This is a genomic window from Micrococcus sp. 2A, assembly GCF_039519235.1.
Lineage (GTDB): Bacteria > Actinomycetota > Actinomycetes > Actinomycetales > Micrococcaceae > Micrococcus.
Genome location: NZ_CP154351.1, coordinates 849,923 through 874,358, shown reverse-complemented (window position 1 = coordinate 874,358; position 24,436 = coordinate 849,923). Strand labels below are relative to the sequence as shown.

The 24,436-nt window shown below is 72.5% G+C and carries 27 protein-coding genes; 8 read left to right on the top strand and 19 right to left on the bottom strand.

Annotation, left to right across the window (positions count from 1 at the left end; all coding sequences use genetic code 11):
* The first annotated feature begins 219 nt into the window (after positions 1-219).
* Positions 220-1,620, top strand: coding sequence for an anion permease (locus tag AAG742_RS04080; protein WP_298713466.1), 1,401 nt, complete (start codon positions 220-222; stop codon positions 1,618-1,620).
* Positions 1,621-1,788: 168 nt separating this feature from the next.
* On the opposite strand, the gene AAG742_RS04075 is transcribed toward AAG742_RS04080, so the two are convergent.
* From AAG742_RS04075 to AAG742_RS04040, 8 genes are all read right to left on the bottom strand, one after another.
* Positions 1,789-1,920 (bottom strand): hypothetical protein, encoded by a 132-nt coding sequence (locus AAG742_RS04075; protein ID WP_298712859.1) that lies wholly within the window; start codon positions 1,918-1,920, stop codon positions 1,789-1,791.
* 56 nt (positions 1,921-1,976) lie between these two features.
* Entirely contained in the window at positions 1,977-2,429 is a 453-nt protein-coding gene (locus AAG742_RS04070; protein ID WP_298712856.1) for a pilus assembly protein TadG-related protein, read from the bottom strand.
* The gene (locus AAG742_RS04065; RefSeq protein ID WP_298712854.1) at positions 2,429-2,872 is read right to left on the bottom strand and encodes a hypothetical protein; all 444 of its coding nucleotides are present in this window, start codon (positions 2,870-2,872) and stop codon (positions 2,429-2,431) included. Before AAG742_RS04065 ends, AAG742_RS04070 begins: the two co-directional genes overlap by 1 nt.
* A complete protein-coding gene (locus AAG742_RS04060; RefSeq protein WP_298713463.1) occupies positions 2,856-3,266 on the bottom strand; it encodes a TadE/TadG family type IV pilus assembly protein in 411 nt (136 codons plus the stop codon). Before AAG742_RS04060 ends, AAG742_RS04065 begins: the two co-directional genes overlap by 17 nt.
* 21 nt (positions 3,267-3,287) lie before the next feature.
* Positions 3,288-3,497, bottom strand: a complete 210-nt coding sequence (locus tag AAG742_RS04055; RefSeq protein ID WP_298712852.1) for a hypothetical protein — start codon at positions 3,495-3,497, stop codon at positions 3,288-3,290.
* Positions 3,498-3,592: 95 nt separating this feature from the next.
* Positions 3,593-4,534: a type II secretion system F family protein gene (locus tag AAG742_RS04050; RefSeq protein ID WP_298712849.1), complete on the bottom strand. Its 942-nt coding sequence runs from the start codon at positions 4,532-4,534 to the stop codon at positions 3,593-3,595.
* Positions 4,531-5,388, bottom strand: a complete 858-nt coding sequence (locus tag AAG742_RS04045) for a type II secretion system F family protein (RefSeq protein ID WP_298712846.1) — start codon at positions 5,386-5,388, stop codon at positions 4,531-4,533. The genes AAG742_RS04050 and AAG742_RS04045 overlap by 4 nt, the downstream gene beginning before the upstream one ends.
* Entirely contained in the window at positions 5,388-6,614 is a 1,227-nt protein-coding gene (locus tag AAG742_RS04040; RefSeq protein WP_248115220.1) for an ATPase, T2SS/T4P/T4SS family, read from the bottom strand. The genes AAG742_RS04045 and AAG742_RS04040 overlap by 1 nt, the downstream gene beginning before the upstream one ends.
* A gap of 249 nt (positions 6,615-6,863) precedes the next feature.
* On the opposite strand from AAG742_RS04040, the gene AAG742_RS04035 reads away from it, so the two are divergent.
* Genes AAG742_RS04035 through AAG742_RS04025 form a run of 3 tightly spaced genes read left to right on the top strand, consistent with a single transcriptional unit; the run spans position 6,864 to position 10,879 of the window.
* Complete coding sequence (locus AAG742_RS04035) at positions 6,864-9,983, top strand: FtsK/SpoIIIE domain-containing protein (protein ID WP_298712795.1); 3,120 nt, start codon at positions 6,864-6,866, stop codon at positions 9,981-9,983.
* Positions 9,984-9,986: 3 nt separating this feature from the next.
* Positions 9,987-10,568, top strand: coding sequence for a dienelactone hydrolase family protein (locus AAG742_RS04030; RefSeq protein ID WP_248115222.1), 582 nt, complete (start codon positions 9,987-9,989; stop codon positions 10,566-10,568).
* A complete protein-coding gene (locus AAG742_RS04025; protein ID WP_298712792.1) occupies positions 10,565-10,879 on the top strand; it encodes a hypothetical protein in 315 nt (104 codons plus the stop codon). Before AAG742_RS04030 ends, AAG742_RS04025 begins: the two co-directional genes overlap by 4 nt.
* Before the next feature lie 18 nt (positions 10,880-10,897).
* Here the strand turns inward: AAG742_RS04025 and AAG742_RS04020 are convergent, their stop codons facing one another.
* Both AAG742_RS04020 and AAG742_RS04015 read right to left on the bottom strand, forming a co-directional pair.
* A complete protein-coding gene (locus tag AAG742_RS04020) occupies positions 10,898-12,313 on the bottom strand; it encodes an MFS transporter (RefSeq protein ID WP_298712789.1) in 1,416 nt (471 codons plus the stop codon).
* A gap of 70 nt (positions 12,314-12,383) precedes the next feature.
* Positions 12,384-12,962, bottom strand: coding sequence for a hypothetical protein (locus AAG742_RS04015; RefSeq protein ID WP_298712786.1), 579 nt, complete (start codon positions 12,960-12,962; stop codon positions 12,384-12,386).
* 146 nt (positions 12,963-13,108) lie between these two features.
* Here AAG742_RS04015 and AAG742_RS04010 point away from each other — a divergent pair, with 146 nt between their 5' ends.
* From AAG742_RS04010 to AAG742_RS04000, 3 genes are read left to right on the top strand one after another with little or no spacing between them, the layout of a single operon-like run.
* Positions 13,109-14,254, top strand: a complete 1,146-nt coding sequence (locus AAG742_RS04010; RefSeq protein WP_248115226.1) for an LLM class flavin-dependent oxidoreductase — start codon at positions 13,109-13,111, stop codon at positions 14,252-14,254.
* Entirely contained in the window at positions 14,251-14,922 is a 672-nt protein-coding gene (locus AAG742_RS04005) for a CE1759 family FMN reductase (protein ID WP_248115227.1), read from the top strand. Before AAG742_RS04010 ends, AAG742_RS04005 begins: the two co-directional genes overlap by 4 nt.
* Complete coding sequence (locus AAG742_RS04000) at positions 14,894-15,427, top strand: MarR family transcriptional regulator (protein WP_343282344.1); 534 nt, start codon at positions 14,894-14,896, stop codon at positions 15,425-15,427. Before AAG742_RS04005 ends, AAG742_RS04000 begins: the two co-directional genes overlap by 29 nt.
* A 71-nt stretch (positions 15,428-15,498) precedes the next feature.
* On the opposite strand, the gene AAG742_RS03995 is transcribed toward AAG742_RS04000, so the two are convergent.
* From AAG742_RS03995 to AAG742_RS03960, 8 genes are all read right to left on the bottom strand, one after another.
* Positions 15,499-16,773: a trypsin-like serine protease gene (locus tag AAG742_RS03995; protein ID WP_343282343.1), complete on the bottom strand. Its 1,275-nt coding sequence runs from the start codon at positions 16,771-16,773 to the stop codon at positions 15,499-15,501.
* A gap of 134 nt (positions 16,774-16,907) precedes the next feature.
* Positions 16,908-17,873: an SseB family protein gene (locus AAG742_RS03990; protein WP_343282342.1), complete on the bottom strand. Its 966-nt coding sequence runs from the start codon at positions 17,871-17,873 to the stop codon at positions 16,908-16,910.
* Complete coding sequence (gene priA, locus AAG742_RS03985; protein ID WP_248115231.1) at positions 17,870-18,655, bottom strand: bifunctional 1-(5-phosphoribosyl)-5-((5-phosphoribosylamino)methylideneamino)imidazole-4-carboxamide isomerase/phosphoribosylanthranilate isomerase PriA; 786 nt, start codon at positions 18,653-18,655, stop codon at positions 17,870-17,872. Before priA ends, AAG742_RS03990 begins: the two co-directional genes overlap by 4 nt.
* Positions 18,656-18,665: 10 nt before the next feature.
* The gene (locus AAG742_RS03980) at positions 18,666-18,824 is read right to left on the bottom strand and encodes a hypothetical protein (protein ID WP_248115232.1); all 159 of its coding nucleotides are present in this window, start codon (positions 18,822-18,824) and stop codon (positions 18,666-18,668) included.
* Positions 18,824-19,483, bottom strand: coding sequence for an imidazole glycerol phosphate synthase subunit HisH (hisH, locus tag AAG742_RS03975; protein ID WP_343282341.1), 660 nt, complete (start codon positions 19,481-19,483; stop codon positions 18,824-18,826). The genes AAG742_RS03980 and hisH overlap by 1 nt, the downstream gene beginning before the upstream one ends.
* Complete coding sequence (gene hisB / locus AAG742_RS03970) at positions 19,483-20,139, bottom strand: imidazoleglycerol-phosphate dehydratase HisB (RefSeq protein ID WP_319074736.1); 657 nt, start codon at positions 20,137-20,139, stop codon at positions 19,483-19,485. Before hisB ends, hisH begins: the two co-directional genes overlap by 1 nt.
* Before the next feature lie 66 nt (positions 20,140-20,205).
* Positions 20,206-21,321 carry a histidinol-phosphate transaminase gene (locus AAG742_RS03965; protein WP_248115234.1) on the bottom strand — a complete coding sequence of 372 codons (1,116 nt, stop codon included), beginning with the start codon at positions 21,319-21,321 and terminating at the stop codon, positions 20,206-20,208.
* A gap of 57 nt (positions 21,322-21,378) precedes the next feature.
* Positions 21,379-21,750 carry a LysM peptidoglycan-binding domain-containing protein gene (locus AAG742_RS03960; protein WP_248115235.1) on the bottom strand — a complete coding sequence of 124 codons (372 nt, stop codon included), beginning with the start codon at positions 21,748-21,750 and terminating at the stop codon, positions 21,379-21,381.
* 247 nt (positions 21,751-21,997) lie between these two features.
* Here AAG742_RS03960 and lexA point away from each other — a divergent pair, with 247 nt between their 5' ends.
* Positions 21,998-22,720, top strand: a complete 723-nt coding sequence (lexA, locus tag AAG742_RS03955) for a transcriptional repressor LexA (protein WP_298984799.1) — start codon at positions 21,998-22,000, stop codon at positions 22,718-22,720.
* A 22-nt stretch (positions 22,721-22,742) separates the two neighbouring features.
* Here the strand turns inward: lexA and AAG742_RS03950 are convergent, their stop codons facing one another.
* Complete coding sequence (locus tag AAG742_RS03950) at positions 22,743-24,260, bottom strand: DASS family sodium-coupled anion symporter (protein ID WP_319074732.1); 1,518 nt, start codon at positions 24,258-24,260, stop codon at positions 22,743-22,745.
* Positions 24,261-24,436 lie beyond the last annotated feature (176 nt).

Sequence of the window (24,436 nt, the reverse complement as noted above, 5' to 3'; positions counted from 1 at the left end):
GCCTGGTCTCACCGGGTGCCGGGAGCGCCTCGGAGATCCCCGCCGAGAGTAGATTTGTCCGTGTCAGAACCCGCACATCCGCGTCAACTCCGTGAGGGGATGAACCGCATGGCTTCTTCCGTTTCCCCGTCCGACGCCGCCCCGAACGGCTCTGTCACCGAGAAGGGCGCGGGCGCCGGAACGGCGCCTCCCGCGGCGGCGCCGCCGTCGTCCACGGGGATGATCCTGAAGGTCCTGGCGATCCTGCTGGTGACCGTGGCCGTGTGGCTGATTCCGCCGCCCGAGGGCGTGGACCCGCGCGGCATGCACATGGCCGGCATCTTCCTCGGCACCATCCTGGCGCTCATCCTCCAGCCGCTCCCGACGGCGTCCGTCGCCCTGGTGGGGCTGGCGGCGGCCATGATCACGGGCACCATGGACCCCGGCAAGGAGGCGCTCACGGGCTTCGGCAACAGCGCCGTGTGGCTGATCGTGGCGGCGTTCTTCATCGCCGACGGCTTCCTGCTCACGGGCCTGGGCCGGCGCATCGCGCTGTGGTTCGTCACCAAGCTGGGCAAGTCCAGCCTGGGCCTGAGCTACGGCATGGCCGTCACGGACCTGATCCTCGCCCCGGCGACGCCGTCCAACACGGCGCGCGCTGGCGGCGTCGTCTTCCCGATCATCTCCTCCCTGGCCCGCGTGCAGGGCTCCACCCCGGACACGCCGGAGTCCCGGCGCCGGCTCGGCGCCTACCTCTCGATGACCGCGGTGCAGGTGAACACGATCACCTCGGCCATGTTCCTCACCGCCATGGCCGGCAACCCGCTGGCCGCCAAGTTCGCGGCGGACAACGGCGTGCAGATCACGTGGGGCTCGTGGGCGCTAGCCGCGATCGTGCCGGGCCTCGTGGCGCTCGCCGTGATGCCGTGGGCGATGACCAAGATCTACCCGCCGGAGCTGACGAAGACCCCGGATGCCCCTGGACGCGCCCGCGAGCAGCTGCACCAGGCCGGCCCCATGAGCCGCGGCGAAGTGATCATGGCGGGCACGTTCGTCGCGCTGCTGCTGATGTGGGTCCTCGGCTCCCTGCTGGACCTCAACGCCACCGCGGTGGCGTTCGTGGGCGTCGCCGCCCTGCTCGTCACCAAGGTGCTCACCTGGAAGGACATGGCCGCCAACGGCGGCGCGTGGTCCACGCTCGTCTTCTTCGGCGTGCTCGTGGGCATGGCGACACACCTGAACGAGCTGGGCGTGATCGACTGGATCGGCCGCTCCGTCTCCGGCGCGGTCGGCGGCCTGCCGTGGTACGTGGCCTTCGCGCTGCTGGCCCTCGTGTACTTCTACGTGCACTACCTGTTCGCGTCCAACACGGCGCAGATCGTGGCGATGTACGCCGTGTTCCTGACCGCCGCGGTGGCCGCCGGCACCCCGCCGGTCTTCGCTGCCCTCGCCTTCGGCTTCATCGGCAACCTCTTCGGCGGCCTGGCCCACTACTCCTCCGGCCCCGCGGGCGTGGTGTACGGCTCCGGCTACGTGCCCACCAAGGAGTGGTTCCGAGTGGGCTTCCTGGCGAGCCTCGTGAACATCGTCATCTGGACCGTGGTGGGCGGCGCCTGGATGAAGGTCCTCGGCATGTGGTGAGGTCCGCTCGGGAATGAGCAGCGCGCCCCCGCCTCGGGAGTCCTCCTCGACGCGGGGGCGTTGCCGTGTCCGGTTCCTCCCGCACCGTGTCCGGTTCCTCCCGCGCCGTACGATTCCTCCCGCGCCCACCAGCGAAGCATCATGACCGCGCCGATGATGCGCCCGATCTCAGCGCCACCGCTCGAGGGCCTGGGCGATCTCCGCGAACGCCCGCTGCCCGGCCGCCACGCCGGCCGCGAGGTCGTCGGCGCCGTCGTCCGGTGCCTCGATCCATGTGCCCTCGAGGTCGAGGAAGACCACCGTGGCACGCCACCCGTGGCACCACCGTGGTACCCCTCGGAAGGACCCGGCCGGAATCACCGGGTGAGGGCCGTCCGGGAGCTGCCCTCCGCCTGCACGGGGACCGTTGCGGGGATGACCCCGGTGAACCACCCTCCAGCGGGCAGCAGGCTCACCTGCGCCTCGAGGCGGACGATCACGGTCGCGCCGTCCCCGGCCACCCCGGCCTCCATGTCTGCGAGGCCGGGCACGCTCTCCTGCCCGCCCACGGCCGACAGGTATGCGTCGGCGGACGCGGCGACTTCGTCGTCGGACAGGACCACCGTGGGGTTCTCGTCCAGGCGGAAGCCCAGCTCCTCGGCACCGGCGAGCGCGGCCCCGTCCGCGAGGGACTGCAGCCGCCTCGCCTGGATGGCCACCGTGGTGACGGCCAGCATGACGAGCATGAGGGCGATCAGCACGGCGCACAGTCCGACGGTGAGGACGGTGGTCTGGCCGCGGTCGTCAACGAGTCGGGTCCGGGCACGCATCAGAACCTCGGCACCAACTGCCGAGCCTCGGAGCCGACGCTCACGGGGCTGAGCGAAGCGGACCAGGGCGCCGGTGCGAACGGCACGGGGACCTCGACGGCCACGCTGACCTCGACCACCTCAGCGGGCTCACGGGTTCCGCAGCCGCCGACGCTGCACCGCACGGACACGTCGGCGAGGTCGGAGGAGACGCCGTAGTCGGCGAGGGTCAGCTGGATGGTGGAGGCGGCCTGCCCGGCGGAGACCTCCTCCGTGCTGGCGACGAGGACCCTCGCGGCCTGGTCCGCCGCGGCGACCGACGCGAAGGCGGCGGCCTGGATCTGGGACACGTAGATCATCAGATACACCACGGGGATGAGCAGGACCAGGGACAGCATGAGGAATTCGACCGTCGCAGAACCGCGCTCCCCGACGTGGTTCTGCGTCTCAGTGCCGGTACGCATGGCCGCTCACCGTGAGTGGAACGGGTCCCGGGAGGAATCCGACTCCGGGCAGCGAGCTCGAGACGGTGACGCGGACGATGGGAACGCCTCCCTGGCTCGTCGTCTCCGCCGTGATGGCCGCACCCGACTGACCGGGAGCACTCGCCGCCAGGACTTCCCGCGCCCGTTCCACACCGTCCCCGGGGTGGCGGTCCGCGAGTGCCCCATAGCGGGCCCCCGCCGACGCGGCGTCGATCATCACGTTGCGGGTGTGGATGACGATGCCGGCCTGCAGGAGTGCGGCGAAGAGCAGGACGACCAACGCCATCACCATCGACGACTCAGCGACGGCGGCACCCGTCTCGTCCTGCCGGCGGCTCCCCGGCCGGAGCCCGGGAGCCGCCACAGGGGGCATCCAGTGGGACTGCGACATGGGTCAGGCGCCCGTGGACACCTTGTCGATGGCCTGGTTGAACAGGTCCTGCAGAGCAGGGCCGGCGATCAGCAGGAGGCCCGCCACCAGGACGGCGGACATCAGGGTGATCATGACCCAGCCCGGCACGTCGCCGCGGTCGTCACGGACGTCGGTGGGGATGAAGCTCTGCAGTGCGGTGATCAGGGCGGCGAAGGCGTGGTGGTGGTTCATGGTTCCCTCCTCGGGATGGCGGGCATGGCCCGGTGCGGTGCGATGGGTCGTCTGGGCGGATGGCTGGCGGGTGGGGGCTATTCAGTTGTGGGTCTTCAGAAGCCCAGACGCATCAGCGAGATGCCCGGGAAGACGGCGAAGATGACGGTGAGCGGCAGGATGCCGAAGACGAGCGGGACCATCATCTGGATCTCTTTGCGGCCTGCGGCCTCCATGAGCTCACGGCGGCCCATCTCGCGGACGTCCTGGGCCTGGGCACGCAGGACGTCGGCCAGCGGAGTGCCGCGGTCGAGGGCGATGAGGACACCCCCGATGAAGCGCTCGATGGGCGGCAGCTGGACTCGGCGAGCGGTGGCCTTCAGGGCCGCGGCGAGGGAGGCGCCCGCACGCATGTCCGCGAGCGCCCGTTCGAACTCGCCGGCCAACTCGCCTCGTGCACTGGTCGCGATCCGCTCCAGAGCCCCCGCCGCGCTCTCTCCCGCACCGACGGAGAGTGCGAACAGCTCCGCCACGGAGGGGAACTCCGTGAGGATGGCGGTGCGGCGACGGGTGATCTGCAGGGAGAGGAGTTGGTCCCGCAGCAGGTGACCGGCCAGCGCACCCACGACCACGAAGGCGAGCCCCGAGAGCGCCGGAATCCGGCCGGACGCCGCCAGCAGGACGGCGACGACGGTCGCCAGGGCCGCGCCTGCGCAGGTGCACAGGACCTGCTGCGCCCGGTAGTCGGCCGGTGTCAGCTCGGATCCTGCCGCCTCGAGCTTGTGGGCAAGCGCTTCCCCAGCCGGAATGAAGCGCTGCAGCCGGCCCATCACCGCACCCATGACGGGATCGAGGATTCGACCCCAGGCACCCCACGGCGAGGTGGCCGCACCCTCCTCCTGCAGCAGGCGCGAGGCAGGGGTGTGGTGGCGCAGCTGCGGGGCCACGCGCTCCACCAGACTCGGACGCCACCCCAGCGGCTGGGCGGCGACGATGAGCCAGAGCCCGGTCCCGAGTGTCAGCCCCAGGACGCCGCCCCAGACGAGAAGAACGCTCACGCCAGCACCCTTCTCTCACGTGGCAGCGCCCCGATGCGCAGCATGACCTGGTAGCAGACCACGGAGACGACGAGGCCGATGAGGAGCACTATTCCGCCGGTCACCGACTGGTAGGCGGCAACGGCCATGGGCTGGGTCCCGAGCAGGACGAGCACGATCCACGGCGCGCAGACGGCCAGGCGGGCCGCGTTCACCGTCCAGGACTGCCGTGCCTCCAGCTCAGCCCGGATACGTGCGTCCTGCCGCAGGAACTCGGAGAGGGTCTGCAACAGCACGCCGATGTCTGCGCCACCGACCTCCCGGGTCAGGCGCAGCGAGACGACGAGCCGGTCTGCCACGGGGTCCGCCATGCGCACCTTCAGCCTCTCGAGGGCGTCGAGGAACCGAGCACCCGAACGGTAGTCCCGGGCGAACGCCACGAAGGGTTCCCGCAGCCCCTCGGGGCCGGAGTCGCCCAGCTGGATGAGGGCTTCCGGGAGGGTCAGGCCGGCCCGGATGGCGGACCGGGCATGGTCGATCGCGTCCGGCCAGAGCTCCCGCAGGGCGATGCTCCTGCGCCGGGCCTGCCAGGTCAGGAGGAGCCAGGGCACGGCGCCGCCGAACAGGCCGAAGCACGCCGCGATGGTCCATGTTCGGGTCACGGCGAAGACGAGCAGGGCGGCGATCAGCGCTCCCGCCGTCATCGCGGACACCACGCCGGCCGGGGACAGCCCGGAGACACCGGACTGGGCGATCAGCACGCGCAGCCGCGAATCGGAGCTCACGCGAGGCGTGCCGGCGGCGGGCTCCGCCCACACCGACCACCACACGAGGAAGAGGCCCACACCCAGTGCCAGACCCCACACCACGGCCATCAGCGCAGCTCCAGGAGCTCGTGCACGTCGACCCCGTGCCGGTCTAACGCCTCGAACTCGAGACTGGCCGCCGGATTCACCTCGAGGTCGCCCTCCCGGTCCCGGCGGAACAGGATCGACGTCTCGATGACCCCTTCCTCCACGCGGGACCCGACGCTGAGGATCTCCCGGACCCGCCGGCGGCCCTCGCGATCCCGCTCGCAGTGGACCACCAGGTCGATGCAGGTGGCCACGGTCGGGACCACGAAGCTGCGGGAGATGTTCTCCCCGGCGAGCAGGGGCAGGGTGCACAGCTTGGTGAGGGCGTCGGAGGCCGAGTTGGCATGGATCGTGCACATGCCCGCCAGTCCCGAGTTCAAGGCGACGAGCATGTCGAGCGCCTCAGCCTCGCGGACCTCGCCCACGATCAGGCGGTCCGGCCGCATGCGCAGGGCCTCCTTCACCAGGCGACGAAGCGGGATCTCGCCATGGCCCTCCAGGTTGGGCTGGCGGCACTGCAGCCCCACGACGTCGCGCACCGGGATCTGCAGCTCGAAGATCTCCTCCACGGTGATGACGCGCTCCCTCGGCCCGATGGAGGCCGCCAGGCAGTTCAGCAGCGTCGTCTTGCCCGCCTGGGTAGCCCCCGAGACGAGGACGTTCATCCCCGCGTCCACGGCGGCGTCGAGGAAGCGCGCCGCGGAGGCAGAGAGCGAGCCGGAGCGAACGAGGTCGTCCAGACGTCTCGTTCGGCTGATGAACTTGCGGATGTTGACGGCCCAGTGCCGCCGAGTGATGTCCGGGATGGCCACGTGCAGGCGCGAGCCGTCGGGCAACGAGGCGTCCACGAACGGCATCGAGAGGTCCAGTCGCCTCCCGGTCGTCTTCAGCATCACCTCGACGAGATCCCGGACCTCTTCCTCGGTGAGGACGAGGCCGGTCAGCTCTGAGCGTCCGGCGCGGGCGCAGTAGACCTGGTCGGGGGCGTTCAGCCAGATCTCCTCCACTCCGGGGTCGTCCATCAGCCGCTGGAGGGGTCCGAGACCGGCGATGCAGTCATAGAGGTCCTGTCTCGCCTGGCCGGCATCGTCCAGCGGCGGCAGGGAGCTCACCAGCGAGCGGGACTCGTAGTCCGAGACCGCCTCGTGGATCAGCAGCCGGACGCGTTCGCCCTCCCGTTGCGGATCGACACCCTGACGACGGACGACTTCTCTGACCTCGTCCTCGAGTATGCGCACGGCATCCATGCATCCTCCTGTGCCCGTTTGAAGCGCCATCCCCCGGCGCCGCACCGCATGTCGTGATCGAACCTATCTCCCCGACTCGGATGGGTTCCATGGGGTTCCCCAAGCTGTGGACAACTGTTCATCGGACGTCTTCCCGGGGCAGGTTCTCCACAGTGAGGGACACCCCGTCGCGTCCGCATCGCCCCAGCTGTCATCCTGGCCGCGGCGTCAGCCCGGCGCCCCTGGACACCGGCCCCGAGAGGATCCGTCATGACCTGGACCGTGCGCCTCCTGGGCGAGTCCGGGGACGACGACGTCTGGGTCGTCTCCGACCTTCCCGCCGACCCCGCACGGCAGGACGACGAGGTCCGCCGCCGCTTCCCCGCAGGCTCGCTCCGCCGCGGCCGTTCCGCATCCGGCGCCCTCACCTACGTCGTCCGTCCGGCCGGCGCGGGCCCGGCCCGACGCGCCCCCGGGCCTGAACTGAGCATCCTGTCGGAGGACGGACCGGACGCGGGGCGGATCGCTCCCGTCTCGCCGGCCGGAGTCTCGGCGGGGCGCGGCACGGGCGACCTCCTCCTGGACGACCCGACCGCGCCCGCCCGCCCCACTCGGTTCGCCCTCGCGGCCGCCGGGCTCACGGTGCGACGGCCTGGCCGCTCGACGCCTGAGCAGTGGAACGGGCTGGAGCCCCTGCTCGTGGGCCGATGCTCCCTCGGAACGATGCGCGGGCCACAGCGTCCCCTGGACCCGCCCCGCGAGGTGGCGGCGGCCGTCGTCGACCTCGGCAGTCCCCCGGGCGAGCAGGCGATGCTGCTGCCGCTCCTCATGGCTGCCGGGCCGATCGTCATCGGCCTCGTGCTCGCCCTGACCAGCGGAAGCGGGCTCTTCCTGCTGTTCGGCCTGATGTCGGTCCTGACGGTCGGGACCATGATCGGCCTGCAACGACGTGCCCGGCGCGAGCACGCCCGTGCCCTGCGCGGCCGAGCCTCGGAGCTGGCCGCCCGTCGCTCGGGCCAGGTGCCGTGCCCGGGGCAGGTCACCCGTGCCGCGCGGTCGCGCTCCGCGGATCGCTTCGGGGTCTCAGGGCAGGGGCAGGACGCAGCCTGCGTCCTCCGCTGGGGGACGGGCATGGGGCCGTTTCCGCTGTCCCGGCCGGAGGCCGCGCGGCAATGGCAGGAGGCCGTCGTCGTGTCACAGCCCGCCCTCTCGACCCTGGCCGACGAGGGGAGCATCACGGTGACCGGTGCACGGCGTCCCCTCGACGCCGCGGCCCGGTGGGCGCTCTTCCAGCTCCTGCGCCACGCCGTGGCCGCGGGACTGACGCTCACGGTCACCACGCCCCACGGCAGGGAGTGCTGGTGGCGGGGCGGGGCGGCCGCACGCGAGCTGCACCTCGGTCTGCCGGCTTCGGACTGGGTCGCGCCGACGCGGGCACGATGGCTTGAGGCGCTGGGCCGGGCCGACGTCGCTCCGCCACCCTCCGCGGATCCGCAGCGCCCGGTGTCCGAGGTGCGATTCAGCGCCGAGGCCGAGGATCCGTCCGTCCCCTCCGTGCCTGGGGATCGTCTCGACCTCACCGCCCGTTCCCTCCACCACGCCGGGGACGGGACCACGCTGGCCGACGTCGAGATGACGGGCATCTCCCCCGCGACCCTCACGTGGTGGCTCCTGGAGCTGGCCGACGACGTCGTCGGCCTCGGGCTCCTCTCGGGGACGACGGCGGCACCGCCGTTGCGCCCGCCGCCGCAGGTGGGGACGCTCTCGGCGGTCGACGGGGTCCGCGCGCCCGTGACGACGGGCGATCCCGCCCGGCCGCCCGCTGGCGGGCCGCCGGCCACGGGCGGGCTGTGGCTGGATCTCGCGGCCGACGGGCCCCACATCCTGGTCGCCGGGACGACGGGCTCGGGGAAGTCCGACCTGTTGCTGTCCCTGCTCGTGGGTCTGAGCGCGCACCACCCTCCGGCCGAGCTCGCCTTCATCCTGCTGGACTTCAAGGGCGGGGCATCCTTCGGGCATCTGGCTGCCCTTCCGCACACCATGAGCGTGGAGACGAACCACGTGGGCGCCGCCTCGCTGCGCGCCCTCTCGGCGATCAGCGCTGAGCTGAGGCGACGCGAGGCGCTCTTCGCGGGGCTCGGGGTGAGCGACTACCCCGCCTTCCGCCGTCGCCGTCCGGACGTGGCGCTGCCACGCCTGGTGGTGGCGGTCGACGAGCTGCGGGTCCTCATGGACGACCACCCCGACGCCGGTGCGGTGCTCCAGCGCCTCGCCGCGACCGGGCGGTCCCTCGGATTCCACCTGCTGCTCGCAACGCAGCGGGCGACGGGTGCAGTCAGCGGGGACATCCGCTCCAACCTGGGCGCCACGATCGCCCTGCGCACGGCCACGGAGCAGGAGTCCTGGGACCTCGTCGGCTCGCGGGACGCCTTCCGCCTGGACGCCTCCCGCCCCGGATCGGCCATCCTCTCCCGGGCGGGCCGCGCGCCCGTCGCGTTCCGTGCCTCGCAGTGGGCGGTGGCTGCCGCCGAACCCGTGTGGCGGCGGGCGGGCGAGGAGGCCGTGCCGGCCGCCACCGCCGCTTCGTGGGGGGCCGTCGTGGAGCACGTGAGGGACGCGTACGCGCAGGGATGCTGGCCGACACCGGCGCCGGTGGTCTCTCCCGCCCTCCCGGGAGTGTGGGCCCCCGACCGCTCGAGCAGGCGGGGCCGCGACGCTCTCGCCCTCATCGACGACGCGTCCCGCGCACGGCACGTGGCCTGGCGCTGGCCGCACGGCTCCGCGGGGAACACGGCATGGATCGCGGAGGCGGCCGGCGGCCGCGAGCTGATCCTGGAGTCCGTCCTCGACGTGGCCGCGCGTGGGCCGGGCGGCGTGCTCGTGCTCGACGGCTCCGGAGAGACGGGTCACCCGGGCCTGCCCCATGGCCACACCGTCCTCACCCCCGACGGGGGCGACGAGGCCGCCCAGGCTGCCGTCGCGGCGCTCGACGCGCTCGCCGATCACGGCGGCACCGCGGTGGTCACCGGGTGGGCCGGCTGGGCAGGTCTCCGGGTGGGCGAGACGTACCGGTCCTTCGATGAGGAGCTGCACCACTGGCTGGGCACCCAGCGGGGGAGACGGGTGCGGTTCGCGGCCCTGGGCGGCCGCGACCTCGCGACCTCACGCCTCCTGCTGCACCTCCCCCACCGGTTCTACGTGCCGGCGGGCACGAGCGGGGAGCACCGGCTCGTGTGGCCGAAGGTCATCGCGGTGGAGCCGCTTCCCGGCCGGGCAGTCTTCGTCTCCCCCGATCACCCGGAGCCCGGCATCCCCGCTCAGCTGTCCTTCCCCAGCAGAGAGCCCGCCCGCGGACCCGCTGCGGTGTCCGGCCACGCGTCTACGCTGTGACCCATGGCTCAGATCATCCTCTTCCACCACGCCCTCGGCCTCACGGACGGTGTCCGCGACCTCGCCGAGAAGATCGCCTCCGGCGGCCACCAGGTGCACACCCCGGACCTCTTCGACGGCGCCGTGTTCGGCACCCCGCAGGAGGGCATCGCGCACGTGGAGAGGCTCGGCGGCTTCGACCGGATCGCGCTCGAGGGCATGCGCGTGGCCGCGGAGTTCCCGTCCGCGTCCGTCGTCGCCGGTGTCTCGATGGGCGTGGTCCCCGCCCACAAGGCGGCTCAGACCGTGCCCGCCTTCCGCGCGTGCATCGACATCTCCGGGTTCGTCCCGCTCACCGCGTTCGCCCCTCTGTGGCAGCCCCACACGGCCCTGCAGGTGCACCTCGCCTCCGAGGACGCCTGGGTCAGGGACGAGGACCTGCCGCTGGCCCGCTCGATCGCCGCGACGGATGAGAATCCGGACGCCCCCGCGGTGCTCTTCGAGTACGAGAGCGCCGAGCACCTGTTCATGGACTCCTCGACCTCCGGCTACGACGCCGACCTCACGGACGTGGTGGTCCGCCGCATCCACGAGCTGTTGGCGTGAACCTCCCCGTCCTCGGCTCGCTGGCCTCCCTCGCCGGGGCTGGGCTGCTGCTCACGGACGCACGGCGCCGAACGTGGGCCGCTGCGGTGCGCGCGGCGGACCTCGTACTCGGCGGGTTCGGCGTGATCCTCACCCTCGCGTTCGGCGGGTCCGCCCTGTCCATGATCTCCACCCTCAGCGACGAAGGGTGGGACGCCGTCGGCGACGCCGCGGCCGCGTTCTCCGCCGCCGCCGCTCTCGTCGCGCTCGCCGCGGTCACGCTGCTGTTCACCATCGTGCGGCGCTGGTGGCCGGGCGACCTCACCCGCTGACCGCCGCCACCGCCGCGGTCAGCGCGCGGCACTCCGCCGTCGTCGGGTCAGCGTGGCCAGCGCGGCCACCGCCACGAGCACGAAGCCCACGAGGGCGGCGAACACGTAGCCGGCCGCCGGCGAGATCGCGTCGATGAAGACGCCCGCCACCGGCGCGCCGAGAGCGGCGCCCGCAGTCATGGCCGAGCCGTAGAAGCCCATCGCCTCGCCGCGGCGCTCCTCCACCACCAGGTTCGAGAGCCGCGAGGACGCAGCGGCCAGCGTGGGCGCCGTGAGCAGGCCCGAGGGGATCGAGGCGAGCGCCAGCGGCCACAGACCGTCCACGACCGCCATGGGCATCGTGAACAGGGCGAACAGGGCCATGAGCAGGTACGGGTGGACCTGGCGCCCCCAAGCCCCGTAGAACAGGCCGCCGATCGCCGAGGCACCGCACCACAGCGCATACACCACGCCCACCGCGGCCGCCTGGCCGGCGCGCTCCAGCTCGGCCACCATGGACACCTCGGTGCCCACCATCACGATGCCCGCCGCCATGGACACCACGAGCACGCCCAGGGCCTCCGGGGTGACCCACGCGAAGTTCTTCTCCCGCCACAGCGCGAGCCGCTCCCGCCGCGTCAGGCCCAGGCGGGCCTGGGGCACCGGCCCGGAGCCGTCCTCCGCGATGCGGGGCATGGCACCCGTGATGATCGGGATCGCTCCGGTCACCAGCGGCACGGTGCCCGTGGCGAGGTCCGGGGCGGTCATCTCCACGTGCATCGGCGCGCCGTGCACGGACTGGGCCACCGCCTGATCGCGGTCCTCGGCCTCCGTGTACGGGTCGTCCGTGGCCGGCCCGACGACGGCCAGCTGGCTCGAGCGCGTCGGCGGGTTGAACCACATCAGCAGCAGGCCGCCAAGGGCGCTGGAGAGGCCCACGATGGTCAGCCCGAGCGCGCTGGACCACGTGGCGGCCACCACGGCGCCGAGGGCCGGGCCCATCATGAAGATGGTCTCGGTGATGATCGAGTCGAGGGCGAACGCGGTCTGGCGATCCTTGCCGTGAGTGAGCACGCCGAGGCCCTGGCGCACCACGGAGAAGATGGGCAGCGCGAACACGCCGCCGAGGAACACGGCCAGCAGCATCCAGGGGAAGGGCAGCCACGGCACGATCGGCCAGATGAGGGCCTCCGCCACCACGGACGGCAGCAGCGCCCGGCGCAGACCCTTGGCGTCGACCACGCGGCCGCGCCACGGAGCGCCGACGGCGATGCCCAGCGTCATGGCCGCCGCCGCGAGGCCGGCCTGGCCGTAGCCGAGGCCGAGCGTCAGCGCCACGTGCAGCGTGAGGATCACGCCGGCCGCCGTGTGGGGGAAGCGGGCGATGAAGCCCACCATCAGCAGTTGGCGGATCCGAGGGTCCTGCAGCAACCGTCCGTACGCTCCGAAGTCCACCCCAGAAGCTTAGGGCTTCCGGTGTGTGGTGCAGTCCGGCTCACACCGGGCCTGCCGAGACCGCGCCCGCTCAGTTCTTCCGCTGGTCCTTCGCGCGCAGCAGGTCCAGGGCGATCGCCGTGCCCAGCACCGCGCAGCGCACCACGGGCGGCATCGCGGGGTCCACGGTGAGCTGGTACCGCGAGCGCCCCGCGAGAGCGTTCAGGAACCCGGCGAACTCCGCCGTCACGCGGGCGATCTGCCGCTCCCCGGCCGCGAACGTGTAGTCGTAGTCGAACAGGTCGCCCGTCACGGAGAACCGCGTCCCGTCGACCACCTCCACGCTCACGGCGGTGCGGAAGAACGCGAACTCCCGGGCCACGTTGGCCAGCGGATACCCCTGCGCGTCGAACACCTGGAAGCGGTCCCGCCCGAAGGTCGCCGGGTCCTGCAGGTGGAAGAGGACGCGGCCGTCCTCCCCGTCCACCACGTCGAACTCACGCGAGCCCATCAGCATGCGGCTCAAGCCCCCGCCTCGGGTCACCACCGTCGCCACGGTCTCCCCGTCGGGGCCGAGGATCGCCATGTCGTTGGAGTTCCACGTGGTCATCTGCTGCACCGTCACGGCGTTCACGTGCGCGAGGCGGCCTGCGTCGAAGGTCCCGGTCATGCGACCAGTGTCCCGCCGTCGTCGTCCTCCCGGAATACCCCCGGCTCGGCACGCGTTGACGGATATGGTTCAGTTTTGAAAGACGACGAGGGGCCCGCCCCCTCGCCCGTCCGGCCCCGCCCCGCCCCGCCCCGAAGGAGCAGCCCATGCAGTTCGGCGTCTTCACGATCGGTGACATCACCACCGATCCGACCACCGGCACCACCCCCACCGAGCACCAGCGCATCAAGGACACCGTGCGTATCGCGCGGCACGCCGAGCAGGCGGGCTTCGACGTGTTCGCCACGGGCCAGCACCACAACCCGCCGTTCGTGGCCCCGGGCAACCCGCCCACGCTGCTCGCGTACCTGGCGGCCGTGACGGAGAAGATCCAGCTCTCCACGGCGACCACGCTCATCACCACGATGGACCCGGTGCGCCTGGCCGAGGACTACGCGTACCTGCAGCACCTCGCCGACGGCCGCGTGGACCTCACCCTGGGCCGCGGCAACACCGGACCCGTGTACCCGTGGTTCGGCAAGGACATCCGCCAGGGCATCCAGCTCGCCGTAGAGAACTACCACCTCCTCTACCGCCTATGGCACGAGGAGACCGTTGACTGGAGCGGCAAGCACCGCACCCCGCTGCAGGACTTCACCCTCACGCCCCAGCCGCTCGACGGCGTGGCGCCCTTCGTGTGGCACGGCTCCATCCGCTCGCCCGAGATCGCCGAGCAGGCCGCCTACTACGGCGACGGCTTCTTCCACAACAACATCTTCTGGAACAAGGAGCACGTCATCCAGATGGTGCGCCTGTACCGCCAGCGCTTCGAGCACTACGGCCACGGCAAGGCACACCAGGCCTACGTGGGCCTCGGCGGCCAGGTCTACATGGCCAAGAACTCGCAGGACGCCGTCAAGGAGTTCCGCCCGTACTTCGACAACGCGCCGGTGTACGGCCACGGCCCCTCCCTCGAGGACTTCACCCGCCAGACCCCGCTGACCGTGGGCTCCCCGCAGGAGGTCATCGAGCGGACCCTCGGCTTCCGCGACTGGGTGGGCGACTATCAGCGTCAGATGTTCCTGATCGACCATGCGGGCCTGCCCACGGACACCGTCCTGAAGCAGATCGACATCCTGGGCGACGAGGTGCTCCCCGTGCTCCGCAGGGAGTTCGACGCCCTCACGCCGGCCGACGTGCCCGAGGCGCCCACCCACGCGTTCCTCGTCGAGCGCGCCCGTCGCGGCGAGGCGCCCGTCCCCGGCGGCGCCGAGGGCTCGGCCGCCCACGCGGAGCGGGAGTCCGGCCGATGAGCGCCGTCACCGGCCCGTTCACGCCCGAGACGCGGCACATCGCCGTCGTCTCCGGCGGCCTCGGGGAGTCGTCCCAGACCCGCATGCTCGCCGAGCGCCTCGCCGAGGCGGCCTCGAGCGCCCTCGCGGGCCGGGGCTCGGCCCCCGAGATCCACCTCATCACCCTGCGGGAGCTGGCGGTCGACGTCGCCCAGGCGCAGGTGACCGCCACCACCTCCCCGGCACTGCGCGCCGCGCTCGACGAGGTCGAGCAGGCCGACGCCGTCATCGCCGTCTCCCCCACCTTCAAGGCGTCCTATGCGGGCCTTTTCAAGGCCTTCTGGGACCTCGTGGACGACGACGCCGTGCGCGGCACCGCCGTGCTGCTCGGCGCGACCGGTGGCACCGCGCGGCACTCGCTCATGATCGACACCGCGATGCGGCCGCTCTTCTCCTACCTGCGCACGCGCATCATCCCCACGGCGGTGTTCGCCGCCTCGGACGACTGGGGCGAGGTGACCGGGGCCGCGGCGTCCATGCGGGACCACCCGCTGAGCGCGCGCATCGCGGCCGCAGGGAGGGACCTCGCCGAGGTCATGCTCCTGCGCCCCGCGCGGCCGCGCCGCGCGAAGGGCGAGGCAGAGCTGGAGGTGACTCCGTTTGACCAGCTCCTCAACCCCGGCGCCTGAGCCGGTTCCCGGCTCCGCCGACGCCGCGACGTGGTACGGCTCCGCCCCCGAGGACCGCAGGCCTGAGGGTGCGGCCCAGCAGGCGTGGCGCGCGTACTTCGAGTCCACCCAGATGCTCTCCGAGCTGCTCGAGCGCGGACTGAAGCGGGACGCCGGGCTCTCGCTGGCCGACTACAACCTGCTGCTGCTCCTCTACGAGTCCCCCGATGGCCGCCTGCGCCTCGGAGAGCTCGCCGGGCGCATGGTCTTCTCCCCCTCGCGCATGACGTACCAGGTCAAGAGCCTCGTGGCCCGCGGCCTGATCGAGCGCCACCCCGCGGAACGGGACCGGCGCGGATTCGAGGCTGTGATCACGGACGAGGGCCGCCGCGCCTTCCGCCGCGCAGCCGTCCATCACGCGCGCGAGATCGACGACCTCTTCCTCAGCTCCCTGGAGCCCGGGGAGGCGGAGACCCTCGGCCGGGTGTTCTCCCGGCTCGGCCACCGCCTCGAGGGGCGGTGCTGACGCACCAGGCCCGGTGATCCTCGCGGAATCACCGGGCCTGGTGTGCTGCTGTGGCCGTGAGGCCGGACGGATCAGCCGATGCGCTGGCCGCCCAGGGTCACCACCGTGTCCGCGGGGGCGTCGGCGGAGCTGACCGCGATCACCTTCACGGAGCCGCCGGCGGGGACGTCCGCCGGGACGTTGATCCAGGCCATCGGCTGCACGGTGTGCAGCTGCATCTCGCCCAGCACGGAGCCGTCCGCGTCCAGGGCGTAGACCTTCATGTACTCGAAACGGCCCTCGTCCGTGGTGATCTGGGTGCGGGTGCCGCGGGCCACGCCCTCGGCGGCGGTGTAGGTCACCTCGGTGGTGAGGTCCGGGGCCGGCGTGGCCTTGGCGGGAGCGGAGGCCTTGGCCTTGGCGGGAGCGGAGGCCTTGGCCGGAGCCTCAGCCTTGGCCGCGGCGGGAGCCTTGGCGGCCTTCTTCTCCGCCGCAGCCTTCCTCTCGGCGACGGCCTTCTTCTCCGCGGCCGCCTTCGCCTCCTGCTTCGCGATCAGCTCGTCGGCGATCTCCTTCTGTTCCTCCGCCGGGATCGTCGTGACCTCGGACTCGGCCACAGGGGCCGCTCCGGCGGTGGGCATGTCGGCGGCGTGCTTCGGGGCGGGGCGGGGGGTCTTGCCGGACGTCGCCGAGGAGGCCTTGGCGGCGTCGAGGGCACGGGTCGACTCGATCGGGACCATGATCGAGGACATGGCCTTCGCGTCGCAGCTGACCGCCTCGCCGTCCTCGTCGAAGGTCACCGGCGCGACGCCCGAGATGACGCCCACCACGCGCTGCTGCGCGTCGTAGACCGCTCCGCCCGAGTCGCCGGGGTGGGTGGTGGCGGCGTCGAGGGCGACCTGGTCGGCATAGCCGTCGGCGCACACGGCGTCGCTGTCGAACGCGTGGGCATGGCTCAGGGAGTTGGGGTGGCCCATCGGGACGGAGGAGCCGTGCGTGTACACGGTCTCGCCCGCCTCCACGGAGGCGGCGGGCCGGGTGGCCCAGTCGCCGACCACGCGGACGTCCTCGGCCAGGCCGATGCGCACCAGGTCCACGCCGGACTCGCCGGGCAGGGCGGTGACGGTACCGATGCGCGCGCCCTCGGCGGAGCGCACCGGGGAGCCGACCTCCCACACGGCCCCGCCGCAGTGGGCCGCGGTGTAGGCGGTGGACTCGTCCACGATGGTCAGGCTGCACGCCCCGGCCGGCGCCGAGAGCGCCGATCCCTGGGTGAGCGGGGTGGACGCGAGGGCGGGGCCGGCGGCGGCGACCGCCACGGCGCCCAGCGCGGCGGTGGCCGCGCCGGTCAGGGTTCTGCTTCTCATGACATCTCCTCCAGATGGATGCCTAGGACCGGCCGGAAGTGCACGGTCGTCCAGCGCGGGGCGGCCGAAACGGCGGCGCCCCTCCCCCACCACGGTAGCCGATGGGGGTCGGCACGCCCATGGGAGCGCGGGGCTCAGGGCCGGCGGACGGTGATCTCCACGGAGTCGGCCCGCTCAGCCAGCAGGGGCAGGTCCGACAGCACCATGCGCAGCGTGGCGGCCATGAGCCGCACGTCGGCGTCGTCCACGCCGCGGGTCGGCATGGCCACGACCTTGAGCTCCGGGCCCGAGCCGCCGCCGTTCATCACCGCGCCGGACGCCGTGCGCGTCGCGACGCCGGATCCCGGCGCGAGGCCGAGGTTCAGCAGGTGCGGCACGAGGTCCGCGACCTCCGCGATCTCATCGGCCACCTCCTGGTCCACGTACGACGGCGTCCACTCCTGCTGCTGTGCGAGCGCCCACACGGCGGGGCGGCGCACCACGTAGGTGTGCTCGGCGCCGGCGTCGACCACCACGAGCTCACATCCCTCGTCCACCGCCGAGAGGCACGCCCGCGGCATCCACACGGCCACCGGCCGCGCCTCGGGGTTCCACGCCGTGAGGGCGGGCACGTTCGTGAACACGGGCAGGGCGGCGCGGCCGTCGGCGGCGCGCAGGGTCACCAGGGCGACGTCGGCCGCCTTGTCCCCGTGCGCGCCGAACTCGTGCCCGTGGCCGGCGTGGTCCGCGTGGTCGTGCACGTCCGCCTCGTCGACCGCGAGCGTCGGGACCACGGCGGCGAAGACCCGGATGTGCCCGAGCACCGCGGAGACGTCCTGCTCGGTGGCCTCCGAGCGGGCGAGCCGCTCTATGACGTCGGTCCACCGGGCGTCGGCGGTGCCGTCGTCGGCGTCGAACGCGTGCAGCGGATTGGCGGAGCCGTCCACGCCGCCGCCGGCGAGGTCGCGGCCCTCCCACGGGACGCCGGCCGTGTCCGCGACGTTCTCCCCGGCCGTCTTCTCCCGCATCCGGTCCAGCGCGGCGCGGATGTGCCCCGGCAGCTCCCGCGATGCCGGCCGCTCGAGCGCGACGGTCTCCTCGTGCGCGGAGTCCGCGCTCATTCGGCCACCGCGAAGGGGTGCGCGGCCCGCGCCTCGTCCACCGTGGAGCCGCCGGCCACCGCGAGCGCCTGCTCGAGGCTGAACCGGCCTGCGTAGAGGGCCTTGCCCATGATGGCTCCCTCGACGCCGTCGCCCACCATCCCCGCGAGCGCGGCGACGTCCTCGAGCGAGGAGATGCCGCCCGAGGCGACCACGGGCTTGGCCGTCTTCGCGCACAGCTGCGCGAGGAGCTCGGTGTTCGGCCCCTTCAGGGTGCCGTCCTTCGTGACGTCGGTGACCACGTAGCGGGCGCAGCCGGCGTCCTCGAGGCGGGCCAAGACCTCCCAGAGGTCGCCGCCCTCCTTCGTCCAGCCGCGGGCCGCCAGGGTGGTGCCGCGCACGTCCAGGCCCACGGCCACCTGCTCGCCGTGGCGCTCGATCACGCGCGCCGTCCACGCCGGGTCCTCCAGGGCCGCGGTGCCGAGGTTCACGCGGGTCGCGCCCATCTCGAGGGCCCCCTCGAGGGACGCGTCGTCGCGGATGCCGCCGGAGAGCTCGATCTTCACACCGAGCTCCTCCACCACGCGGCGCATGACGTCGCGGTTGTCCCCGCGGCCGAACGCGGCGTCGAGGTCCACGAGGTGGATCCACTCGGCGCCGGCGCGCTGCCAGTCGAGGGCCGCAGTGAGCGGGTCGCCGTAGGAGGTGGCGGAGCCGGCCTCCCCCTGGACGAGACGGACGGCGCGGCCGTCCTGCACGTCCACGGCGGGCAGCAGCTCGAGGGCGGGGGTGTTCGGGGTCATGGGGTACCTCTCAGCGGGAGACGGTCAGGAAGGCGGCGGCGATCGCCATGGCGGCGAGCACGAGGGCGATGACGACGGCCCACCCGGGGGCCTTCTGCGTGCGCATCGACCAGGCGGCACCGAGCAGGATGCCGCCGAGGGCGAGGTAGAGGACGGACCAGTAGGGCATCAGAGGGTCTCCAGCCAGTTGCGGAGCAGCGCCTGCCCGGCCTCGCCGGACTTCTCGGGGTGGAACTGCGTGGCGGACAGCGGCCCGTTCTCCACGGCGGCGATGAAGTCCGCGCCGTGGTGCGCCCACGTCACCTGCGGGGGGCGCATGGTGGGGATGGTCTGGTCGAACTCCCAGCACAGCACGCCGTAGGAGTGGACGAAGTAGAACCGCTCGTCCTCGATCCCCCGGAACAGCGCGGAGTCCTCCGGCGGTCGGACGGTGTTCCAGCCCATGTGGGGCAGGACCTCGGCCGGGAGCTCCTCGACCACGCCGGGCCACTCCCCCATGCCCTGGGTCCGCTCGCCGTGCTCCACCCCGGCGTCGAAGAGGACCTGATGGCCCACGCAGATGCCCAGCACGGGGCGACCACCGGCCACGCGGCGGCCGATCCAGCGGGTGCCGCCGACCTCGGTGAGAGCGCGCATCACCGAGGCGTAGGCGCCCACGCCGGGCACGAGCAGCCCGTCCGCGTCCAGCACGGCGTCCGGATCCCGGGTGAGCTCGACGACGGCCCCGGCGCGCTCGAGGGCGCGCACGGCCGAGTGCACGTTGCCGGAGCCGTAGTCCAGGACGGCAACGCGCGGGCGCACCCCGGGCACGGACGTGGGCGCCGCCATCAGAGCGCGCCCTTCGTGGAGGGCACGTCGTCCACGCGCGGATCGTCCTCGACGGCCGCGCGCAGAGCGCGGGCGAACGCCTTGAACTGGGCCTCCACGATGTGGTGGGGGTCGCGGCCGCGGACGACGTCCATGTGCAGGCAGATGGCCGCGTGCTGCGTGATCGCCTCGAAGACGTGCCGGGTCAGGGAGCCGGTGAAGTGGCCTCCGATGAGGTGGTACTGCTGCCCGTCCGGCTCGCCCTCGTGCACCAGGTACGGACGCCCGGAGACGTCCACGACGGCGCGCGCGAGCGCCTCGTCCAACGGCACGGAGGCCTCGCCGAAGCGGCGGATGCCCCGCTTGTCCCCGAGGGCGACGCGGAGCACCTCGCCGAGCGTGATCGCGACGTCCTCCACCGTGTGGTGCACGTCGATGTGGGTGTCCCCCGTGGCGCGGACCCTGAGGTCGATCCGTGAGTGGCGCGAGAGCGCCGTGAGCATGTGGTCGTAGAACGGGACACCCGTGGAGATGTCCGCGGCGCCGGAGCCGTCCAGGTCCATCTCCACGTGCACGTCCGACTCGCTCGTGGTGCGCTCCATGCGCGCCCGGCGTCCGGAGATCAGCTCGGCTGCCACGGGTCCTCCTGGGGATACGGGGGTGACGGTCGCATCCATCCTAGGTTCGGCGGCGCATGCCCGGCCGCGCGCGTCGTTGCGTCTCGCGCGGCGGCCGGCGCGGGGTCACCGTGCACCCGCGGCGAGGGCCTCCTCGAGGGCGGTGAGGAACGCGGTGGTCTCCTCCTCCGTGCCCGCGGTGACGCGCAGGTGGTGCGGGATGCCGACGTCGCGCACCAGCACCCCCCGCTCGAGGAGCGCCTCCCACACGGCGTGCGCGTCCTCCAGGTGGCCGAAGAAGACGAAGTTCGAGTCCGAGACGGCCGGGTCCAGGCCCAGCTCGCGCAGCCGGGCCACGATCCGGTCGCGCTGGGCCTTGATGTCCGCCACGGTCTCCAGGAGCGTCTCCACGTGCTCGAGGGCGGCGATCGCGGTGGCCTGCGTGACCGAGGAGAGGTGGTAGGGCAGGCGCACGAGGCGCAGGGCATCCGCCACGGCCGGGTCCGCGGCGAGGTAGCCGAGGCGGGCGCCGGCCAGGGCGAACGCCTTGGACATGGTGCGGGTGACGATGAGCCGCTCGCGCCCCTCCAGGAGGGTGAGGGCCGAGGGCGTGCCGTCGAGCGCGAACTCGGCGTAGGCCTCGTCCACGACCACCATGGCGCCCGGGCCGCCCTCGGCCTCGTTCCGGGCCTGGGCGGTGTAGACGGCCTCGATCACGTCCAGCCCAAGGGCGGTGCCCGTGGGGTTGTTGGGCGAGGCGAGGAAGACGAGGTTCGGACGGTGCTCGCGCACCATGGCCGCGGCATGCTCGGCCGAGAGGGTGTGGTCCGCGGCGCGACCGCCGTCGACGAATGCCGTGTCCGTGCCCGCGGCCAGCAGCGGATACATGGAGTAGGAGGGGAGGAAGCTGAGGACGCTGCGGCGCGGCCCGCCGAAAGCCTGGAGGATCTGCTGGAGCACCTCGTTGGAGCCGTTGGCCGCCCACACGTGTGCCGCGGTCAGCCCGTGGCCGAGGTACCCGGCCAGGCTCTCCCGCAGCCGGGTGAACTCGCGGTCCGGGTAGCGGTTCAGCCCCCCGGCGACCTGCGCCACCCGTGCCACGACGGCCTCCGCGACCTCCGGGGGGACGGGGTGCGTGTTCTCGTTCGTGTTGAGCATGAACGGCACGTCCAGCTGGGGGGCGCCGTAGGGGCTCTGCCCGCGCAGGCCCTCGCGCAGCGGGAGGGAGCTCAGATCGGTCATACGGGCCATTCTAGGAACGGGAGCACGCCGAGCGCGCCGTGAGTCGCCGGCCGGCCCTCAGTCCCCCGCGGGCACGAACAGGGACTCGCCCAGCTCGAGCTCCCGGCCCTCCAGGCTGTTCAGCTCGGCGATCCGCGTCATGGTGGTGAAGGGGTCCTCCTCCGGCGCAGCCTCGGCGGCGATGGACCACAGGCTGTCCCCCGGCATGACCGTGACGGTCTCCAGACGCGCGCCCGGGCCCTCGGAGGAGACCGCCGCAGGGGAGGTGAGGACGCCCGCGAGGAACGCCGCGACGACGGTGAGCACGGCCGCCGCCAGCATGAGCGGAAGCCCGCGGAGCACGAGACGGCCGCGCCTGTTGAGGCGGAACCCGCTCGGAGCGGGGCGAGCGGGGACGGGACGGGAGAGAGCTGCGGTCAGGGTGGTCATGGTGGTGGTCGCCTTCCTCCCGCTGCGAGCGGGAATTCGAACGTGTGTTCGAACCTGTTCGAATCCATGTCTAGCACACACCTTCGAGACACGCCCAGCGTGGATCGAACATATCTTTGGATCCGGTGACGGACTCCACTAGGGTCGAGGGCACCGGACGTGCTCCGACCCGCGGTGGATCGCCTTCAGGGCAAGACCATCAGCAGGGGTGGACACGCTAAGCGACCTCGGGAGAACGGACCGCCGCATGGCCACCCCTGACCACCAGACCCCAGCCGGGTCCGCCCCCTCGCTCACGTCCCGCCAGCGGCGGATCGTGGAGACCATCCGCCACGCGATCGCTGAGTGCGGCTACCCGCCCTCCATGCGGGAGATCGGGGACGCGGCGGGCCTCGCCTCGCTCTCCTCCGTCACGCATCAGCTCGGCCAGCTCGAGCGCTTCGGCTACATCCGCCGCGATCCGGGCCGCCCCCGCGCGCTCGAGGTGCTGCTGGCCGAGGACGGGACGGCGCTGACTGCCGAGACGGCCTCCCCCGTCGCCCCGGTCTCCGAGCTCCCCCAGATCCCCTCGTGGCACACGGACGCCGCCGAGGGCGACGCCGTCTCCATCCCGTGGGTGGGACGGATCGCGGCCGGCGGCCCCATCCTCGCCGAGCAGCAGGTGGAGGAGGTCATGACGATCCCGCGCCGCCTCACGGGTGAGGGCGAGCTGTTCATGCTCCGCGTCTCCGGCGACTCGATGGTGGACGCCGCCATCTGCGACGGCGACTGGGTGGTGGTGCGCCGGCAGGAGACCGCGGACAACGGGGACATCGTGGCCGCGCTGCTCGACGACGAGTCCACCGTGAAGACCTTCCGCCAGCGCGACGGCCACACGTGGCTGCTCCCCCAGAACACCGCCTACGAGCCCATCATGGGTGACCACGCGACCATCATGGGCCGCGTGGTCACCGTGCTGCGGGCGCTCTGAACGGCGCCCGCGGCGCGGACGGTCAGACCAGGCCGAGCCACCGCCAGTACGTGGCGGAGAAGAGCAGGACCATGAGGTAGCCGATCACCGTGATGGGCAGTCCCGCCTTGAGGAACTGCATCGGGGTGAACGCGCCCGTGCCGTACGCGAGCATGTTCTGCGGCGCGGAGACCGGCAGCAGGAAGCCGAAGCAGATCAGGAACTGCATGATCACGACGAACCCGAGGCCGCCCTCCGCGGCGTTCGGGATGGACGCGGCGAAGGCGATGAACACCGGGATCAGGGCGCTCGAGAGCGCGGTGGCCGAGGCGAAGCCCAGGTGGATGAGGATCGTGAAGGCGCCCATGACGGCGATCAGCGCGACGATCGGCAGCTCGGCGAGGCCGAGCGCGGTGAAGGTGCGCTCGGAGAGCCACGCGGCGGCGCCCGTCTTGAGCAGCAGTGAGCCGAGCGAGATGCCCACGGCGAACACCACGAGCGTGCCCCAGTTGACGAGCTTCTCCACGGTCTTCCACGAGAACACGCCGACGCGCGGGAGCAGGAGGAAGGCGACGGCGGCCAGGGTCACGGTGGTCGCATCGACGGGATGCAGGACGCCCTGGGTGGCCCACGCGGTCACCAGGAGGACGGCCACCACCGTCAGGCGCATCTCCTTGCCCGTCATCGGGCCGAGGGCGGCGAGGTCGCGCTGGACGACCTCGCGACCGCCGACCATGCGGTCCGTCTCCGGCTTGATGGCCCAGCGCATCACGAAGTAGAGCACCACGGACATGACGGCGGCCCACGGCGCGCCCCACACGAACCACTCGAGCCACGTGATCTGGCGGCCCATCTGGTCCTGGATGAAGCCGACAGCGACGAGGTTCTGGGCCGCGGAGGTCATGATGCCGATGTTCCAGATGGAGATGGCCTGCGCGGCGGTGATGACGAGCAGGGCGCTGAGCTTCGAGTCGGTCGGCATGCCGAAGGCCGCTACGAGGCCCATGAGGATCGGCACCACCGCGCCGGCGCGTGCCGTGGCCGACGGGACGAAGAAGGACAGGATGATCGTGATGACGATCGTGCCGATGAGGATGTTGCTCGTCTTCTCGCCGGCGAACTTCAGCACGAGCAGCGCCACGCGCTTGTGCAGCCCCGTGGCCTGCATGGCGGCGGCGAGCACGAGGGCGCCGGCCACGAGGGCCACCGCGGAGTTGGAGAAGCCGCCCAGCGCGAGCCCCAGGGCGCCTGACGTGCCGAGGGCGGTCTCCGGGTCCGCCATGTCCGGGGCGAATCCGACGAGGAACGCGATCAGCCCGATGATGAGCACGGCGCTGACCGGGTAGGTGACGGCCTCGCTCACCCACACGATGACGGCGAACGCGAGGACCGCGAGCGCCCGCTGTCCCGCGACGGAGAGTCCGAGCTCCTGCAGGCCGGGCATCAGGGCCACCGCGGCCATCGCGAGGACGGCCAAGGCCAGCCACACCGGCTTGAGGTTCAGGTGCGCCAGGAAGGAGTCGTGGTGGCGATTCGCCGCGCGCTCGTGCGCCCGAACCACCTCCCGCTCCTCGCGGGCCTGGCCGCCCAGGGAGGCGCGGCGTTCGGCCGTCCTCCGCAGTCGATGGGATCCTGAGGTCCTGCCGGTGGCCAGGGCCGCCCGCCTTCCCGCCGCGCGCGGCGGCGTGCTCGCTCCGGAGGGCCACGGGGCCGGGGCCCTCACCACGACTCTAGGCC

Bases quoted from the DNA above. Each gene is read 5' to 3' on its own strand.
- AAG742_RS04080 (WP_298713466.1), top strand. From the start codon at position 220: ATGATCCTGAAGGTCCTGGCGATCCTGCTGGTGACCGTGGCCGTGTGG.
- AAG742_RS04070 (WP_298712856.1), bottom strand. From the start codon at position 2,429: ATGCGTGCCCGGACCCGACTCGTTGACGACCGCGGCCAGACCACCGTC.
- AAG742_RS04065 (WP_298712854.1), bottom strand. From the start codon at position 2,872: ATGCGTACCGGCACTGAGACGCAGAACCACGTCGGGGAGCGCGGTTCT.
- AAG742_RS04060 (WP_298713463.1), bottom strand. From the start codon at position 3,266: ATGCCCCCTGTGGCGGCTCCCGGGCTCCGGCCGGGGAGCCGCCGGCAG.
- AAG742_RS04055 (WP_298712852.1), bottom strand. From the start codon at position 3,497: ATGAACCACCACCACGCCTTCGCCGCCCTGATCACCGCACTGCAGAGC.
- AAG742_RS04045 (WP_298712846.1), bottom strand. From the start codon at position 5,388: ATGGCCGTGGTGTGGGGTCTGGCACTGGGTGTGGGCCTCTTCCTCGTG.
- AAG742_RS04040 (WP_248115220.1), bottom strand. From the start codon at position 6,614: ATGGATGCCGTGCGCATACTCGAGGACGAGGTCAGAGAAGTCGTCCGT.
- AAG742_RS04035 (WP_298712795.1), top strand. From the start codon at position 6,864: ATGACCTGGACCGTGCGCCTCCTGGGCGAGTCCGGGGACGACGACGTC.
- AAG742_RS04030 (WP_248115222.1), top strand. From the start codon at position 9,987: ATGGCTCAGATCATCCTCTTCCACCACGCCCTCGGCCTCACGGACGGT.
- AAG742_RS04015 (WP_298712786.1), bottom strand. From the start codon at position 12,962: ATGACCGGGACCTTCGACGCAGGCCGCCTCGCGCACGTGAACGCCGTG.
- AAG742_RS04010 (WP_248115226.1), top strand. From the start codon at position 13,109: ATGCAGTTCGGCGTCTTCACGATCGGTGACATCACCACCGATCCGACC.
- AAG742_RS04005 (WP_248115227.1), top strand. From the start codon at position 14,251: ATGAGCGCCGTCACCGGCCCGTTCACGCCCGAGACGCGGCACATCGCC.
- AAG742_RS03995 (WP_343282343.1), bottom strand. From the start codon at position 16,773: ATGAGAAGCAGAACCCTGACCGGCGCGGCCACCGCCGCGCTGGGCGCC.
- AAG742_RS03990 (WP_343282342.1), bottom strand. From the start codon at position 17,873: ATGAGCGCGGACTCCGCGCACGAGGAGACCGTCGCGCTCGAGCGGCCG.
- priA (WP_248115231.1), bottom strand. From the start codon at position 18,655: ATGACCCCGAACACCCCCGCCCTCGAGCTGCTGCCCGCCGTGGACGTG.
- AAG742_RS03980 (WP_248115232.1), bottom strand. From the start codon at position 18,824: ATGCCCTACTGGTCCGTCCTCTACCTCGCCCTCGGCGGCATCCTGCTC.
- hisH (WP_343282341.1), bottom strand. From the start codon at position 19,483: ATGGCGGCGCCCACGTCCGTGCCCGGGGTGCGCCCGCGCGTTGCCGTC.
- hisB (WP_319074736.1), bottom strand. From the start codon at position 20,139: ATGGATGCGACCGTCACCCCCGTATCCCCAGGAGGACCCGTGGCAGCC.
- AAG742_RS03965 (WP_248115234.1), bottom strand. From the start codon at position 21,321: ATGACCGATCTGAGCTCCCTCCCGCTGCGCGAGGGCCTGCGCGGGCAG.
- AAG742_RS03960 (WP_248115235.1), bottom strand. From the start codon at position 21,750: ATGACCACCCTGACCGCAGCTCTCTCCCGTCCCGTCCCCGCTCGCCCC.
- lexA (WP_298984799.1), top strand. From the start codon at position 21,998: ATGGCCACCCCTGACCACCAGACCCCAGCCGGGTCCGCCCCCTCGCTC.